The organism is Pseudomonas sp. FYR_7 (assembly GCF_043106155.1).
Taxonomy (GTDB): Bacteria; Pseudomonadota; Gammaproteobacteria; order Pseudomonadales; family Pseudomonadaceae; genus Aquipseudomonas; species Aquipseudomonas parafulva_B.
The window spans coordinates 20,038-34,146 of record NZ_JBICMI010000055.1 but is presented as its reverse complement, the minus strand read 5'-3'; the positions used below and the strand labels follow the sequence as shown (position 1 = coordinate 34,146).

General features: G+C 62.9%; 15 protein-coding genes. 11 read left to right on the top strand and 4 right to left on the bottom strand.

Annotated elements, in window-relative coordinates; all coding sequences use genetic code 11:
* The 10 genes from nuoE to nuoN all read left to right on the top strand — a co-directional run bounded on the left by nuoE (position 1) and on the right by nuoN (position 12,017).
* The gene (gene nuoE, locus ACF8R3_RS14545; protein WP_027916252.1) at positions 1–498 is read left to right on the top strand and encodes an NADH-quinone oxidoreductase subunit NuoE; all 498 of its coding nucleotides are present in this window, start codon (positions 1–3) and stop codon (positions 496–498) included.
* Entirely contained in the window at positions 495–1,874 is a 1,380-nt protein-coding gene (nuoF, locus tag ACF8R3_RS14540; protein ID WP_392515782.1) for an NADH-quinone oxidoreductase subunit NuoF, read from the top strand. Before nuoE ends, nuoF begins: the two co-directional genes overlap by 4 nt.
* Before the next feature lie 132 nt (positions 1,875–2,006).
* Positions 2,007–4,721 carry an NADH-quinone oxidoreductase subunit NuoG gene (gene nuoG / locus ACF8R3_RS14535; protein WP_058605082.1) on the top strand — a complete coding sequence of 905 codons (2,715 nt, stop codon included), beginning with the start codon at positions 2,007–2,009 and terminating at the stop codon, positions 4,719–4,721.
* A complete protein-coding gene (gene nuoH, locus ACF8R3_RS14530) occupies positions 4,718–5,725 on the top strand; it encodes an NADH-quinone oxidoreductase subunit NuoH (protein ID WP_392515781.1) in 1,008 nt (335 codons plus the stop codon). Before nuoG ends, nuoH begins: the two co-directional genes overlap by 4 nt.
* A gap of 11 nt (positions 5,726–5,736) precedes the next feature.
* Entirely contained in the window at positions 5,737–6,285 is a 549-nt protein-coding gene (gene nuoI, locus ACF8R3_RS14525) for an NADH-quinone oxidoreductase subunit NuoI (RefSeq protein WP_023534793.1), read from the top strand.
* Positions 6,286–6,295: 10 nt separating this feature from the next.
* Positions 6,296–6,796: an NADH-quinone oxidoreductase subunit J gene (gene nuoJ, locus ACF8R3_RS14520; protein WP_023534783.1), complete on the top strand. Its 501-nt coding sequence runs from the start codon at positions 6,296–6,298 to the stop codon at positions 6,794–6,796.
* A gap of 3 nt (positions 6,797–6,799) precedes the next feature.
* Complete coding sequence (gene nuoK / locus ACF8R3_RS14515) at positions 6,800–7,108, top strand: NADH-quinone oxidoreductase subunit NuoK (RefSeq protein ID WP_003251446.1); 309 nt, start codon at positions 6,800–6,802, stop codon at positions 7,106–7,108.
* Positions 7,105–8,958, top strand: a complete 1,854-nt coding sequence (gene nuoL / locus ACF8R3_RS14510) for an NADH-quinone oxidoreductase subunit L (protein WP_078478313.1) — start codon at positions 7,105–7,107, stop codon at positions 8,956–8,958. The genes nuoK and nuoL overlap by 4 nt, the downstream gene beginning before the upstream one ends.
* Before the next feature lie 49 nt (positions 8,959–9,007).
* The gene (nuoM, locus tag ACF8R3_RS14505; protein ID WP_058639795.1) at positions 9,008–10,540 is read left to right on the top strand and encodes an NADH-quinone oxidoreductase subunit M; all 1,533 of its coding nucleotides are present in this window, start codon (positions 9,008–9,010) and stop codon (positions 10,538–10,540) included.
* Between the two features lie 7 nt (positions 10,541–10,547).
* The gene (nuoN, locus tag ACF8R3_RS14500) at positions 10,548–12,017 is read left to right on the top strand and encodes an NADH-quinone oxidoreductase subunit NuoN (protein ID WP_058605086.1); all 1,470 of its coding nucleotides are present in this window, start codon (positions 10,548–10,550) and stop codon (positions 12,015–12,017) included.
* A gap of 98 nt (positions 12,018–12,115) precedes the next feature.
* Here the strand turns inward: nuoN and ACF8R3_RS14495 are convergent, their stop codons facing one another.
* Complete coding sequence (locus ACF8R3_RS14495) at positions 12,116–12,376, bottom strand: ogr/Delta-like zinc finger family protein (RefSeq protein ID WP_058605087.1); 261 nt, start codon at positions 12,374–12,376, stop codon at positions 12,116–12,118.
* Between the two features lie 199 nt (positions 12,377–12,575).
* Here ACF8R3_RS14495 and ACF8R3_RS14490 point away from each other — a divergent pair, with 199 nt between their 5' ends.
* Entirely contained in the window at positions 12,576–12,965 is a 390-nt protein-coding gene (locus tag ACF8R3_RS14490) for a helix-turn-helix domain-containing protein (protein ID WP_058605088.1), read from the top strand.
* Here ACF8R3_RS14490 and ACF8R3_RS14485 read toward each other — a convergent pair.
* From ACF8R3_RS14485 to ACF8R3_RS14475, 3 genes are read right to left on the bottom strand one after another with little or no spacing between them, the layout of a single operon-like run.
* Positions 12,962–13,321, bottom strand: a complete 360-nt coding sequence (locus tag ACF8R3_RS14485) for a hypothetical protein (RefSeq protein WP_058605089.1) — start codon at positions 13,319–13,321, stop codon at positions 12,962–12,964. The genes ACF8R3_RS14490 and ACF8R3_RS14485 overlap by 4 nt on opposite strands.
* Positions 13,314–13,655 carry a head completion/stabilization protein gene (locus ACF8R3_RS14480; protein WP_058605090.1) on the bottom strand — a complete coding sequence of 114 codons (342 nt, stop codon included), beginning with the start codon at positions 13,653–13,655 and terminating at the stop codon, positions 13,314–13,316. The genes ACF8R3_RS14485 and ACF8R3_RS14480 overlap by 8 nt, the downstream gene beginning before the upstream one ends.
* Before the next feature lie 9 nt (positions 13,656–13,664).
* A complete protein-coding gene (locus tag ACF8R3_RS14475) occupies positions 13,665–13,949 on the bottom strand; it encodes a helix-turn-helix domain-containing protein (protein ID WP_058605091.1) in 285 nt (94 codons plus the stop codon).
* Positions 13,950–14,109 lie beyond the last annotated feature (160 nt).

Genomic DNA, 14,109 nt, shown 5'->3' with positions numbered 1-14,109 from the left:
ATGAACAGCACGCTTATCCAGACAGACCGTTTCGCCCTGAGCGAAACCGAGCGCTCGGCCATCGAGCATGAAATGCACCACTACGAGGACCCGCGTGCGGCGTCCATCGAAGCCCTCAAGATCGTGCAGAAAGCCCGTGGCTGGGTGCCGGACGGCGCCATTCACGCCATCGGCGAGGTGCTGGGTATCCCGGCCAGCGACGTCGAAGGCGTCGCCACCTTCTACAGCCAGATCTTCCGCCAGCCGGTCGGCCGCCACATCATCCGCGTGTGCGACAGCATGGTGTGCTACATCGGCGGCCACGAGTCGGTGGTTAGCCAGATCCAGAGCGAGCTGGGCATCGGTTTGGGTCAAACCACTGCCGATGGCCGCTTCACCCTGCTGCCGGTCTGCTGCCTTGGGAACTGCGACAAGGCCCCGGCGCTGATGATCGACGACGACACCTTTGGCGACGTGCAGCCTGCTGGCGTCTCCAAGCTGCTGGAGGGTTACGCATGACCATCACTTCCTTCGGCCCGGCCAACCGCATCGCGCGCTCGGCTGAGACCCATCCGCTGACCTGGCGCCTGCGTGAAGACGGCGAGCCGGTCTGGCTGGCCGAGTACGAATCGAAGAACGGCTACGCCGCTGCCCGCAAGGCGCTGGCGCAGATGTCGGCTGACGAGATCGTGCAAAGCGTCAAGGACTCCGGCCTCAAGGGCCGTGGTGGCGCTGGCTTCCCCACCGGGGTGAAGTGGGGCCTGATGCCCAAGGATGAATCCATGAACATCCGTTACCTGCTGTGTAACGCCGATGAAATGGAGCCCAACACCTGGAAGGACCGCATGCTGATGGAGCAACAGCCCCATCTGCTGATCGAAGGCATGCTGATCAGCGCCCGCGCGCTGAAGGCCTACCGCGGTTACATCTTCCTGCGCGGCGAATACACCACCGCGGCGAAAAACCTCAACCGCGCCATCGATGAAGCCAAGGCCGCTGGCCTGCTGGGCAAGAACGTCTTGGGCAGCGGTTTCGATTTCGAGCTGTTCGTGCACACCGGTGCAGGCCGCTACATCTGCGGCGAAGAAACCGCGCTGATCAACTCGCTCGAAGGTCGCCGCGCCAACCCGCGTTCCAAGCCGCCCTTCCCTGCCGCCGTAGGCGTATGGGGCAAGCCGACCTGCGTGAACAACGTCGAGACCCTGTGCAACGTGCCGGCCATCGTCGCCAACGGCAACGACTGGTACAAGTCGCTGGCCCGCGAGGGCAGTGAAGACCATGGCACCAAGCTGATGGGCTTCTCCGGCAAGGTCAAGAACCCAGGCCTGTGGGAATTGCCGTTTGGCGTCACCGCACGCGAACTGTTCGAGGACTACGCTGGCGGCATGCGCGACGGCTTCCGCCTCAAGTGCTGGCAGCCAGGCGGCGCCGGCACCGGTTTCCTGCTGCCCGAGCACCTGGACGCGCAGATGTACGCAGGCGGTATCGCCAAGGTCGGCACCCGCATGGGCACAGGCCTTGCCATGGCGGTGGACGACAGCATCAGCATGGTCTCGCTGCTGCGCAACATGGAGGAGTTCTTCGCCCGTGAGTCGTGCGGCTGGTGCACACCGTGCCGTGACGGCCTGCCGTGGAGCGTGAAGATGCTGCGCGCCCTGGAAAACCGCCAGGGCCGTGCCGAAGACATCGAGACCCTGCTGGGGCTGGTCAACTTCCTTGGCCCAGGCCGTACCTTCTGCGCCCACGCACCGGGTGCGGTGGAGCCGCTTGGCAGTGCCATCAAGTACTTCCGCTCGGAGTTCGAGGCCGGTGTCGCGCCGGTCGTCGCTGGCGAGGCGTTGCGCCCTGACCTGGCAAGACCGCTTCAGGCCGGGCCGACCGTAGTCGGCGCATAACAAGATGTTCCAGCGGGTGGTCCGTGCCACCCGCCAGCTTGCCGACAGGCCCGACCCGATCGCGGCGTGTCGCAGGCTTACCGATTCCATTAGCCACGCCTGCTCACGCGGGCCAACGAAGAACTTTGAACAATGGCCACTATCCACGTAGACGGCAAAGCGCTCGAAGTCAACGGTGCAGACAACCTGTTACAGGCCTGTCTGTCACTTGGCCTCGACATCCCTTATTTCTGCTGGCACCCGGCGCTTGGCAGCGTCGGTGCCTGCCGCCAGTGCGCGGTCAAGCAGTACACAGACGAGAACGACACTCGCGGGCGTATCGTCATGTCCTGCATGACGCCTGCATCCGACGGCACCTGGATCTCCATCGACGATGACGAGTCCAAGGCGTTTCGCGCCAGCGTCGTCGAATGGCTGATGACCAACCACCCGCACGACTGCCCCGTGTGCGAGGAAGGCGGTCACTGCCACCTGCAAGACATGACGGTGATGACCGGCCACAACGAGCGCCGCTATCGCTTCACCAAGCGCACCCACCAGAACCAGGACCTTGGCCCGTTCATCGCCCATGAGATGAACCGCTGCATCGCCTGCTACCGCTGCGTGCGTTACTACAAGGACTATGCCGGTGGCACCGACCTGGGTGTCTATGGCGCCCATGACAACGTCTATTTCGGCCGCGTCGAAGACGGCGTGCTGGAAAGCGAGTTCTCGGGCAACCTGACCGAAGTCTGCCCAACCGGCGTGTTCACCGACAAGACCCACTCCGAACGCTACAACCGCAAGTGGGACATGCAGTTTGCCCCGAGCATCTGCCACGGTTGCTCCAGTGGCTGCAACATCAGCCCAGGCGAGCGTTACGGTGAACTGCGCCGCATCGAGAACCGTTTCAACGGCTCGGTGAACCAGTACTTCCTGTGCGACAGGGGCCGCTTCGGCTATGGCTACGTCAACCGCAAGGATCGTCCACGCCAGGCGCAACTGGCCGACGGCACCAAGCTGGGCCTGGACGCCGCCCTGGACAAAGCCGCCGACCTGCTGCGCGGCCGCACCATCGTCGGTATCGGTTCGCCACGCGCCAGCCTGGAAAGCAACTATGGCCTACGCGAGCTGGTTGGTGCCGAGTACTTCCACTGTGGGATGGAAGCCGGTGAACTGGCGCGCGTGCGCCTGGCGCTGGAGGTGTTGAACAACAGCCCCCTGCCCGTTCCGACCCTGCGCGACATCGAAGACCACGACGCGGTATTCGTGCTCGGTGAAGACCTGACCCAGACCGCTGCCCGTGTCGCCCTGGCCGTGCGCCAGGCCACCAAGGGCAAGGCCGAGGCCATGGCCGAGGCGATGAAGGTTCAGCCGTGGCTCGACGCCGCCGTCAAGAATATCGGTCAGCATGCGCTGTACCCCCTGTTCATCGCCAGCCTGGCCGAGACCAAGCTCGACGACGTGGCCGAGGAGTGCGTGCATGCAGCCCCGGCGGACCTGGCCCGCCTTGGTTTTGCCGTGGCCCATGCCATCGACCCAAGTGCACCCGCCGTCGCCGGCCTGGACGACGAGGCCAAGGCCCTGGTCCAGCGCATCGCCGATGCCCTGATCGCGGCCAAGCGCCCGCTGGTCATTGCCGGCACCTCGCTGGCCGATGCCTCGCTGATCGAAGCCGCCGCCAACATCGCCAAAGCCCTGAAGCTGCGCGACAAACAAGGCTCGCTGAGCCTGGTGGTGCCTGAAGCCAACAGCCTTGGCCTGGCCATGCTCGGTGGCGAATCGGTCGACGCTGCGCTGGATGCGGTCATCGACGGCAAGGCCGACGCCATCGTGGTGCTGGAAAACGACCTCTACGCCCGTGTGCCTGCGGCCAAAGTGGACGCTGCCCTGGCAGCGGCCAAGGTGGTCATCGTTGCCGACCATTCCAGAACCCCGACGGTCGAGCGCGCTCACCTGGTACTGCCGGCCGCTTCCTTCGCCGAAGGCGACGGCACCTTGGTCAGCCAGGAAGGCCGTGCCCAGCGCTTCTTCCAGGTGTTCGACCCGCAGTACCTGGACAGCAGCATCCAGGTCCACGAAGGCTGGCGCTGGATGCACGCCCTGCGTGCAACCCTGCTGACTAAGCCCGTGGACTGGACCCAACTGGACCACGTGACCCACGCCTGCGCCCAGGCGGCACCGCAACTGGCTGGCATCGTCGACGCCGCGCCAAGCGCCGCCTTCCGCATCAAGGGCCTGAAGCTTGCCCGCGAGCCGCTGCGCTACTCCGGTCGCACCGCCATGCGCGCCAACATCAGCGTGCACGAGCCGCGTACCCCGCAAGACCGCGATACCGCCTTTGCCTTCTCGATGGAAGGGTATTCGGGCTCGGCCGAGCCGCGTCAGCAGGTCCCGTTCGCCTGGTCGCCAGGCTGGAACTCGCCCCAGGCCTGGAACAAGTTTCAGGACGAGGTGGGCGGTCACTTGCGTGCCGGCGACCCCGGCGTGCGCCTGATCGAATCCCAAGGTGATGGCCTGGCCTGGTTCACCACGGTGCCTGGCGCCTTCAACCCGGCCCGCGGCACCTGGACGGCGGTACCGTTCTTCCACCTGTTCGGCAGCGAAGAAAGCTCCTCGCGTGCCGCGCCAGTGCAAGAGCGCATTCCGGCTGCCTACGTGGCCCTGGCCAAGTCCGAAGCCGATCGCCTGGGCGTCAACGAAGGCGCCCTGCTGGACCTGAACGTCGCGGGTGTGGCGCTACGCTTGCCGCTGCGTATCAATGAAGCGCTGGGCGCTGGCCTGGTCGCGCTGCCCAAGGGCCTGGCCGGCATCCCGCCAGCCGTGTTCGGGGCATCCGTCGAAGGCCTGCAGGAGGCAGCACAATGAGCTGGTTCACCCCCGAAGTGATCGACGTGATCCTCACCGTGCTACGGGCCATCGTGGTCCTGTTGGCGGTGGTGGTCTGCGGCGCGCTGCTCAGCTTCATCGAGCGGCGCCTGCTGGGCTGGTGGCAGGACCGTTACGGTCCGAACCGCGTCGGCCCGTTCGGCATGTTCCAGATCGCTGCCGACATGCTCAAGATGTTCTTCAAGGAAGACTGGAACCCGCCCTTCGTCGACCGCGTGATCTTCACCCTGGCACCGGTCGTGGCCATGAGCGCCCTGCTGATTGCCTTCGTGGTCATCCCGATCACCCCGACCTGGGGCGTGGCCGACTTGAACATCGGCCTGCTGTTCTTCTTCGCCATGGCCGGTCTGTCGGTGTATGCCGTGCTGTTTGCCGGCTGGTCCTCGAACAACAAGTACGCCTTGCTCGGCAGCTTGCGGGCCTCGGCCCAGACCGTGTCGTACGAAGTGTTCCTGGGCCTGGCGCTGATGGGCGTGGTGGTGCAGGTCGGCTCGTTCAACATGCGCGACATCGTCGAGTACCAGGCGCAGAACCTGTGGTTCATCATTCCGCAGTTCTTCGGCTTCTGTACCTTCTTCATCGCTGGCGTGGCCGTGACTCACCGTCACCCCTTCGACCAGCCGGAAGCGGAACAGGAACTGGCCGACGGCTACCACATCGAGTATGCCGGCATGAAGTGGGGCATGTTCTTCGTCGGTGAGTACATCGGCATCATCCTCATCTCGGCGCTGCTGGTCACCCTGTTCTTCGGCGGCTGGCACGGCCCGTTCGGCATCCTGCCGCAACTGCCGTTCCTGTGGTTCGCCCTGAAGACCGCGTTCTTCATCATGCTGTTCATCCTGCTGCGCGCCTCCATTCCGCGCCCACGCTATGACCAGGTGATGGACTTCAGCTGGAAGTTCTGCCTGCCGCTGACCCTGATCAATTTGCTGGTGACCGCTGCGATCGTGCTTTACAACACGCCAGCCGTCGCGGCCCAGTGAGGATTTGACCCATGTTCAAGTATATCGGCGACATCGTTAAGGGCACCGGCACCCAGCTGCGCAGCCTGGCCATGGTGTTCTCCCACGGGTTCCGCAAGCGCGACACCCTGCAGTACCCCGAAGAACCCGTGTACCTGCCGCCACGCTACCGTGGCCGCATCGTCCTGACGCGCGACCCCGACGGCGAAGAGCGCTGCGTGGCCTGCAACCTGTGCGCGGTAGCCTGCCCGGTGGGCTGCATCTCGCTGCAGAAGGCAGAAACCGACGACGGCCGTTGGTACCCGGAGTTCTTCCGCATCAACTTCTCGCGCTGCATCTTCTGCGGCCTGTGCGAAGAAGCGTGCCCGACCACCGCAATCCAGCTGACTCCGGATTTCGAAATGGCCGAGTTCAAGCGTCAGGACCTGGTGTACGAGAAAGAAGATCTGCTGATCTCCGGCCCCGGCAAGAACCCTGACTACAACTTCTACCGTGTTGCGGGCATGGCGATCGCTGGCAAGCCGAAAGGCGCTGCACAGAACGAAGCCGAGCCGATCAACGTGAAGAGCTTGCTCCCATAAGGACAGAAAGATGGAATTCGCTTTCTACTTCGCATCCGGGATCGCCGTGGTCTCCACCCTTCGGGTGGTGACCGGCACAAACCCCGTGCACGCCCTGCTCTACCTGATCATCTCGCTGATTTCCGTGGCGATGATCTTCTTTTCCCTTGGCGCGCCGTTCGCGGGCGCCCTGGAAGTGATCGCCTATGCCGGCGCCATCATGGTGCTGTTCGTCTTCGTGGTGATGATGCTCAACCTGGGGCCGGCGTCGGTCGCCCAGGAGCGCGGCTGGCTCAAGCCCGGTATCTGGGCAGGGCCGGTGATCCTCGGCGCCCTGTTGCTGGTGGAGCTGCTGTACGTGCTGTTCGTCGCACCCAGCGGCGCTGCCATCAGTGGTACCACCGTGGGCCCGAAAGCAGTGGGTGTGAGCCTGTTCGGCCCTTACCTGCTGGTGGTCGAACTGGCGTCGATGCTGCTGCTCGCGGCAGCTGTCACCGCCTTCCACCTGGGCCGCAATGAGGCGAAGGAGTAAATCATGGGTGCTATCCCTCTCGAACATGGTCTGGCCGTCGCCGGCATCCTGTTCTGCTTAGGTCTGGTTGGCCTGATGGTCCGCCGCAACATCCTCTTCGTGCTCATGAGCCTGGAAGTCATGATGAACGCCTCTGCCCTGGCGTTCGTCGTCGCCGGTGCCCGTTGGGTCCAACCCGATGGCCAAGTGATGTTCATTCTGGTGATCAGCCTGGCAGCAGCCGAGGCCAGCATTGGCCTGGCCATCCTGCTGCAGCTGTATCGCCGCTTCCACACTCTCGACATCGATGCTGCCAGTGAGATGCGCGGATGAACCTTCTCTTCCTGACTTTCGTCTTTCCCCTCATCGGCTTTGTGCTGCTGTCGTTCTCGCGCGGGAGGTTCTCGGAGAACCTGTCCGCTCTGATCGGCGTCGGTTCGGTGGGCCTGTCGGCGGCCACGGCCGCCTACGTGATCTGGCAGTTCAACGTCGCCCCGCCTGAAGGCGGTGCGTACAGCCAGCTGCTGTGGCAGTGGATGTCGGTGGATGGCTTTGCGCCGAACTTCACCCTGTACCTGGATGGCCTGTCGGTCACCATGCTGGGCGTAGTGACAGGCGTGGGTTTCCTGATCCACTTGTTCGCGTCCTGGTACATGCGTGGCGAGACCGGCTACTCGCGGTTCTTCTCATACACCAACCTGTTCATCGCCAGCATGCTGTTCCTGATCCTGGGCGACAACCTGCTGTTCATCTACTTCGGTTGGGAAGGCGTGGGCCTGTGTTCCTACCTGTTGATCGGTTTCTACTACAGCAACCGGAACAATGGTAACGCAGCGCTCAAGGCCTTCATCGTCACCCGGATTGGCGACGTGTTCATGGCCATCGGCCTGTTCATCCTGTTCGCCCAGCTGGGCACGCTGAACGTCCAGGAACTGCTGGTGCTGGCACCGCAGAAATTCCAGGCCGGTGATACCTGGATGGTGCTGGCAACACTGATGCTGCTGGGCGGCGCCGTGGGCAAATCCGCGCAGCTACCGCTGCAGACCTGGTTGGCGGACGCCATGGCCGGCCCGACCCCAGTGTCGGCGCTGATCCACGCGGCGACGATGGTGACGGCCGGTGTCTACCTGATCGCCCGTACCAATGGCCTGTTCCTGCTGGCGCCGGACATCCTGCACCTGGTGGGCGTGGTGGGTGGCGTGACCCTGGTGCTGGCGGGCTTCGCTGCGCTGGTGCAAACCGACATCAAGCGTATCCTGGCCTACTCGACCATGAGCCAGATCGGCTACATGTTCCTGGCCCTGGGTGTCGGCGCCTGGGATGCGGCGATCTTCCACCTGATGACCCACGCCTTCTTCAAGGCGCTGCTGTTCCTGGCCTCGGGTGCCGTCATCGTGGCCTGCCACCACGAGCAGAACATCTTCAAGATGGGCGGCCTGTGGAAAAAGCTGCCCCTGGCCTACGCCAGCTTCGTGGTCGGTGGCGCTGCCCTGGCGGCCTTGCCGATCGTGACCGTGGGCTTCTACTCCAAGGACGAGATCCTGTGGGAAGCCTTCGCCAGCGGCAACTCCGGCCTGCTTTACGCCGGTCTGGTCGGCGCCTTCATGACCTCGCTGTACACCTTCCGCCTGATCTTCATCGCCTTCCACGGCGAAGCGAAGACCGAAGCTCATGCCGGCCACGGCATCAGCCATTGGCTGCCACTGGGCGTGCTGATCGTGCTGTCGACCTTCGTCGGCGCATGGATCACCCCGCCGCTGGCTGATGTGCTGCCACAGAGCGCAGGCCATGCCGGCGGTGAAGCCAAGCATGCCCTGGAGATCACCTCGGGCGCCATCGCCATTGCCGGTATCCTGCTCGCCGCCTTGCTGTTCCTGGGCAAGCGCAGCTTCGTCAGCGCGGTGGCCAACAGTGGCATCGGCCGCGTGCTGTCGGCCTGGTGGTTCGCGGCCTGGGGCTTTGACTGGATCTACGACAAGCTGTTCGTCAAGCCCTACCTGCTGATCAGCCACCTGCTGCGCAAAGACCCGGTTGACCGCGGTATCGGCCTGATCCCTCGCCTGGCTCGCGGTGGCCACGTGGCCATGACCAAGACCGAGACGGGCCAGCTGCGCTGGTACACCGCCTCCATCGCCATTGGCGCAGTGCTGGTACTCGGCGCTGTGGTAGTGGCCGCGGTATGACCATGAACCTTGCGAACCTTGCGACCCTGCAAAAGGAAACCAACCCGTCATGATTTTGCCTTGGCTGATCCTGATCCCCTTCATCGGCGGCTTCCTGTGCTGGCTGGGCGAGCGCTTCGGCGCTACCCTGCCGCGCTGGATCGCGCTGCTGACCATGTCCCTGTTGCTCGGTATCGGCCTGTGGCTGTGGGCTAACGGCGACTACACCCTTGCCCCTGCCCCGGGCGCCGAACCTGCATGGGCGCTGGAATACAAAGTCCAGTGGATCCAGCGCTTCGGCATCAGCATCCACCTGGCGCTCGACGGCCTGTCGCTGCTGATGATTCTGCTCACTGGCCTGCTGGGCGTGCTGTCGGTGCTGTGCTCCTGGAAAGAGATCCAGCGCCACGTCGGCTTCTTCCACCTGAACCTGATGTGGATCCTGGGCGGTGTGGTCGGTGTGTTCCTGGCGCTGGACCTGTTCCTGTTCTTCTTCTTCTGGGAAATGATGCTGGTGCCGATGTACTTCCTCATCGCGCTCTGGGGTCATAGCTCGGCGGACGGCAAGAAGACGCGCATCTACGCGGCGACCAAGTTCTTCATCTTCACCCAGGCCAGTGGCCTGATCATGCTGGTGGCGATCCTGGGCCTGGTCCTGGTCAACTACACCAACACCGGTGTGATCACCTTCAACTACAGCGACCTGCTCAAGGCCGACCTGCCGGCCGGTACCGAGTACCTGCTGATGCTGGGCTTCTTCATTGCCTTTGCCGTGAAGCTGCCGGTGGTACCGTTCCACTCCTGGTTGCCCGATGCCCACGCCCAGGCGCCTACTGCAGGCTCCGTGGACCTGGCCGGTATTCTGCTCAAGACCGCGGCCTATGGCCTGCTGCGCTTTGCGCTGCCGCTGTTCCCCAATGCATCGGCAGAGTTCGCGCCCATCGCCATGACCCTGGGCCTGATCGGCATCTTCTACGGCGCCTTCCTGGCCTTTGCCCAGACCGACATCAAGCGCCTGATCGCCTTCTCCAGCGTCTCACACATGGGCTTCGTGCTGATCGGCATCTACTCCGGTAGCCAGCAAGCATTGCAGGGTGCGGTCATCCAGATGCTGGCTCACGGCCTGTCGGCTGCCGCGCTGTTCATCCTGTCCGGCCAGCTGTACGAGCGTCTGCACACCCGTGACATGCGCCAGATGGGCGGGCTGTGGCACCGCATCGCCTACCTGCCTGCCATCAGCCTGTTCTTCGCTGCCGCCTCCCTGGGGCTGCCAGGTACCGGCAACTTCGTGGGTGAGTTCCTGATCCTGCTCGGCAGCTTCGTACACGTGCCGTGGATCACCGTCATCGCCACCACTGGCCTGGTGTTCGGCTCGGTCTACTCGCTGATCATGATTCACCGCGCCTACTTCGGCCCGAGCAAATCGGACACCGTACTGGCCGGCATGGACACCCGCGAGCTGGTCATGGTGCTGGGCCTGGCGGTACTGCTGGTGCTGCTGGGCGTGTATCCACAGCCGTTCCTCGACACCTCTGCCGCCACCATGAGTGGTGTGCAGCAGTGGCTCGGTTCCGCTTTCACTCAACTCGCTTCGGCCCGGTAAGAGCGCTATGGAATTCACCACTCAACACTTCATCGCATTGGCGCCGATGCTGATCACCACCATCACCACGGTGGTGGTGATGCTGGCAATCGCCTGGAAGCGCAATCACTCGCAGACATTCCTGCTGTCCACCGTGGGGCTGAACCTGGCCCTGCTCTCGATCCTGCCGGCACTGAAGGTCGCGCCGCTGGCGGTCACGTCGCTGATCACCATCGACAAGTTCGCCTGCCTGTACATGGCGATCATGCTGGTCGCGACCCTGGCGTGCGTGACGCTCGCCCATGCCTACCTGGGCGAAGGCGCCAAGGGTTTCCCGGGCAACCGCGAAGAGCTGTACCTGCTGCTGCTGATGTCGGCACTGGGCGGGCTGGTGCTGGTCAGCGCCAACCACCTGGCGGGCCTGTTCATTGGCCTGGAGTTGCTGTCGGTACCGGTCTACGGCCTTGTGGCCTACGCCTTCTTCAACAAGCGCTCGCTTGAAGCCGGCATCAAGTACATGGTGCTGTCGGCTGCAGGTTCGGCCTTCCTGCTGTTCGGCATGGCGCTGCTGTACGCAGACGCCGGCAGCCTGACCTTCGACCAGCTGGGCAAGGCGCTGGCTGCCACCAGCATGCCGAGCCTGCTGGCTCAACTGGGTCTGGGCATGATGCTGGTCGGGCTGGCGTTCAAGCTGTCGCTGGTACCGTTCCACCTGTGGACGCCCGATGTGTACGAAGGTGCCCCGGCGCCGGTCGCAGCGTTCCTCGCCACGGCCAGCAAAGTAGCGGTCTTCGCGGTGGTCATCCGCCTGTTCATGCTCTCCCCTGCCGCCAGCAGCGGTGTGCTGAGCACGGTGCTTGCAGTGATCGCCGTGGCCTCGATCCTGGTCGGCAACCTGTTGGCGTTGACCCAGAACAACCTCAAGCGCCTGCTGGGTTACTCGTCCATCGCCCATTTCGGCTACCTGCTGATCGCGCTGGTCGCCAGCAAGGGCTTGGCGCTGGAGGCCATGGGCGTCTATCTGGTTACCTACGTGCTCACCAGCCTGGGGGCGTTCGGGGTCATCACACTGATGTCCTCGCCTTACGGTGGCCGCGACGCTGACGCGCTGTACGAGTACCGCGGCCTGTTCTGGCGTCGCCCTTACCTGACTGCCGTGCTCACCGTGATGATGCTTTCGCTGGCCGGCATCCCGCTCACCGCTGGCTTCATCGGCAAGTTCTACATCATTGCCACCGGTGTCGAGTCGCAACTGTGGTGGCTAGTAGGTGCTCTGGTAATCGGTAGCGCCATTGGCGTGTACTACTACTTGCGCGTCATGGTGACCCTGTACCTGGTAGAGCCGAACCTGCGCCGTCATGATGCCCCGCTGAAATGGGAACAGCGCACCGGTGGCGTCATGCTGCTGGCCGTCGCCGTGCTTGCGTTCATTCTCGGCGTGTATCCACAGCCCTTGCTGGACCTTGTGCAGCAAGCAAGCCTGCAACTGATCGGCTGATCGGTCTGGCAACGCGAAACACCCCGCTTGTGCGGGGTGTTTTTGTATCCGCGCCATTAACGTGGTACGCCATCCTTGGCCACATCGCTGCGCCTCACTCACCGCGCCAGCACAGCGGCTGTGTCCGGTAATGCCGCCTTGCGCACGTCGCCCTTGGCGGGTGGGAGGTAAACGCCAGGGTTGGGCATGCCGCTTGGGGACAGCTCGTGGGTCATCTCGAACTCAGCCCGTACTGACCAACCGCACGCCTCGGTGGTGCATTGCAAATAGGCAATTCGCAGGAAAATATGACGGCCTTCGCTGGTACGTATGCGCATGCGGCTGTGGCAATGCGGGCAAACCAGTTTATAAGTACTCACGAGAAGTACCTGCTAGCATTGTTGCTGCTTCTGCGATGTAGGCATGATCCTAGGGCCACGTAAGTTTTGGCTGAATGCATGGCTGGGTGGCTCATCTTCAAGTTCCTCATGCGGGAATCCTCCTAAAAGCACAGGGCTGTATTCGTAACGAGTAGTTTAAGCCCATGGAATATCATTAAACCAGTGATGGATATTTGTTATGAGTACTCATGCGCTCGCTGCCGTCATGGAGCGTCTCAAGCAGCTGACCGGTACCCACACTGATGCGGAGCTTTCACGGGCGTTGTCGATCAGCCCGCAGACCTTGAGCAGCTGGAAAGTCCGCAACAGTGTCCCATATTCGTTTTGCGTAGAGATTGCCGTACACTATGCGTGCTCTCTTGACTGGTTGCTGTTGGGCAAGGGCCAAGCTGCTTTTTTTGCTCAAGAAAACGCTGAGTGGGAGTCGGATCTGCTGGGGCGATTGCGCACTCTGTCCCCCACTGACCGCCAGGCCATCCTGCTCGTGATCAAGGACAAACAACGGATACAGCTGCTGGAACAACGACTGACCGAGCTCAGTAAGGGTTCTGGCAGTAGTGCCCCTTAACCCCGACGGCGCCAACGCTGAATAAGCTCGCGCGGATCCAGCGAATCCAGCCAGACCATGACCTTCAAGCTGATGGGAATGACCACGACAGCGGCGACGAAGGCCGACATGCCAGGGGTCAGCAAAGGCGCGATGGACGAAATCAAGGGTTCGAACAGATGCCCTACCCCAACCGTCACGAACACCAGCAGTATTTTCTTGCTCAATGTAAGCCGCTTGGCCGTGTCGGTGATCAGCCGATCTCGAGCCGCACTGACCAGCAACGCGCCAAGCAAGGCGGCAAACAACACGCTGGCCTCCGTGCTTAGCAGCTCTATGACCGCTTGGAATACACCTGCATCAAGTCGTTCAGCCATGACGGACACCCCGGCGTGATGAGCGCACGTAGGGCACGCCCAGGTGGTACAAGATTGCCGCGTCCACAAAGCACAGGTAACAAATGCGCAGCGCACGCCCATGGTCATGCCCGCACACGTCATCCAGGCGTCTGTAGCCCAGGCTTCGCAACGCGGCGCGCCAGTTGGCAAACTCGCGAGCGGCTTTGATCACGGCGCAATAAGCGGCTACCTCGATGGCCGCATCACCTGTGGTTCGCTGCAACTTCAGGCGCTTGCGCAGCCCGTTCAGATCAATGCGTGGCCAGAATGGGTCGTGGCAGTCGACAGCACGAACGATGTCTTGATGATTCATGAAAGCACCTCACGCTTCGGCCAACAGGCCATAGCGAATGGCTTTGATGACAGCCCCTACCCGGGTGGGTACGTCGAATTTGCGCATAATGTTGGATACGTGAAAATTCACCGTCGATTCCTTGCATCCCAGTATCTGCCCGATTTCCCACGAGCTCTTGCCGTAGGCGCACCACAGCAGTACTTGCTCTTCGCGCGGCGTCAGGCGCGTGGGTACGAATGTGGAGTCGCCGATGGGCGCGCCTGTGGGTTTAGCTGAGAGGGATTGTTGTGAACCTCTTGCATCGGTAGCCATGTTCGAACTCCGGATAATTTACGATCGGCGATGCTGCCGGCCTGCACTCACCTTACGAAGCAAGTACGCGCCTGCTCTAGCGGTGGGCTTTGTACGGAAACTTCATACACTTGCGCGCCTTGGAAACCCGATGGATTCGCCGACTTTCGACGTGCTCCGA

Coding starts and splice junctions, on each gene's coding strand:
- ACF8R3_RS14480 (WP_058605090.1), bottom strand. CDS start 13,655: ATGAATCATCAAGACATCGTTCGTGCTGTCGACTGCCACGACCCATTC.
- nuoM (WP_058639795.1), top strand. CDS start 9,008: ATGATTTTGCCTTGGCTGATCCTGATCCCCTTCATCGGCGGCTTCCTG.
- nuoI (WP_023534793.1), top strand. CDS start 5,737: ATGTTCAAGTATATCGGCGACATCGTTAAGGGCACCGGCACCCAGCTG.
- nuoE (WP_027916252.1), top strand. CDS start 1: ATGAACAGCACGCTTATCCAGACAGACCGTTTCGCCCTGAGCGAAACC.
- nuoK (WP_003251446.1), top strand. CDS start 6,800: ATGGGTGCTATCCCTCTCGAACATGGTCTGGCCGTCGCCGGCATCCTG.
- nuoG (WP_058605082.1), top strand. CDS start 2,007: ATGGCCACTATCCACGTAGACGGCAAAGCGCTCGAAGTCAACGGTGCA.
- nuoN (WP_058605086.1), top strand. CDS start 10,548: ATGGAATTCACCACTCAACACTTCATCGCATTGGCGCCGATGCTGATC.
- nuoL (WP_078478313.1), top strand. CDS start 7,105: ATGAACCTTCTCTTCCTGACTTTCGTCTTTCCCCTCATCGGCTTTGTG.
- ACF8R3_RS14485 (WP_058605089.1), bottom strand. CDS start 13,321: ATGGCTGAACGACTTGATGCAGGTGTATTCCAAGCGGTCATAGAGCTG.
- ACF8R3_RS14490 (WP_058605088.1), top strand. CDS start 12,576: ATGAGTACTCATGCGCTCGCTGCCGTCATGGAGCGTCTCAAGCAGCTG.
- nuoJ (WP_023534783.1), top strand. CDS start 6,296: ATGGAATTCGCTTTCTACTTCGCATCCGGGATCGCCGTGGTCTCCACC.
- nuoH (WP_392515781.1), top strand. CDS start 4,718: ATGAGCTGGTTCACCCCCGAAGTGATCGACGTGATCCTCACCGTGCTA.
- ACF8R3_RS14475 (WP_058605091.1), bottom strand. CDS start 13,949: ATGGCTACCGATGCAAGAGGTTCACAACAATCCCTCTCAGCTAAACCC.
- nuoF (WP_392515782.1), top strand. CDS start 495: ATGACCATCACTTCCTTCGGCCCGGCCAACCGCATCGCGCGCTCGGCT.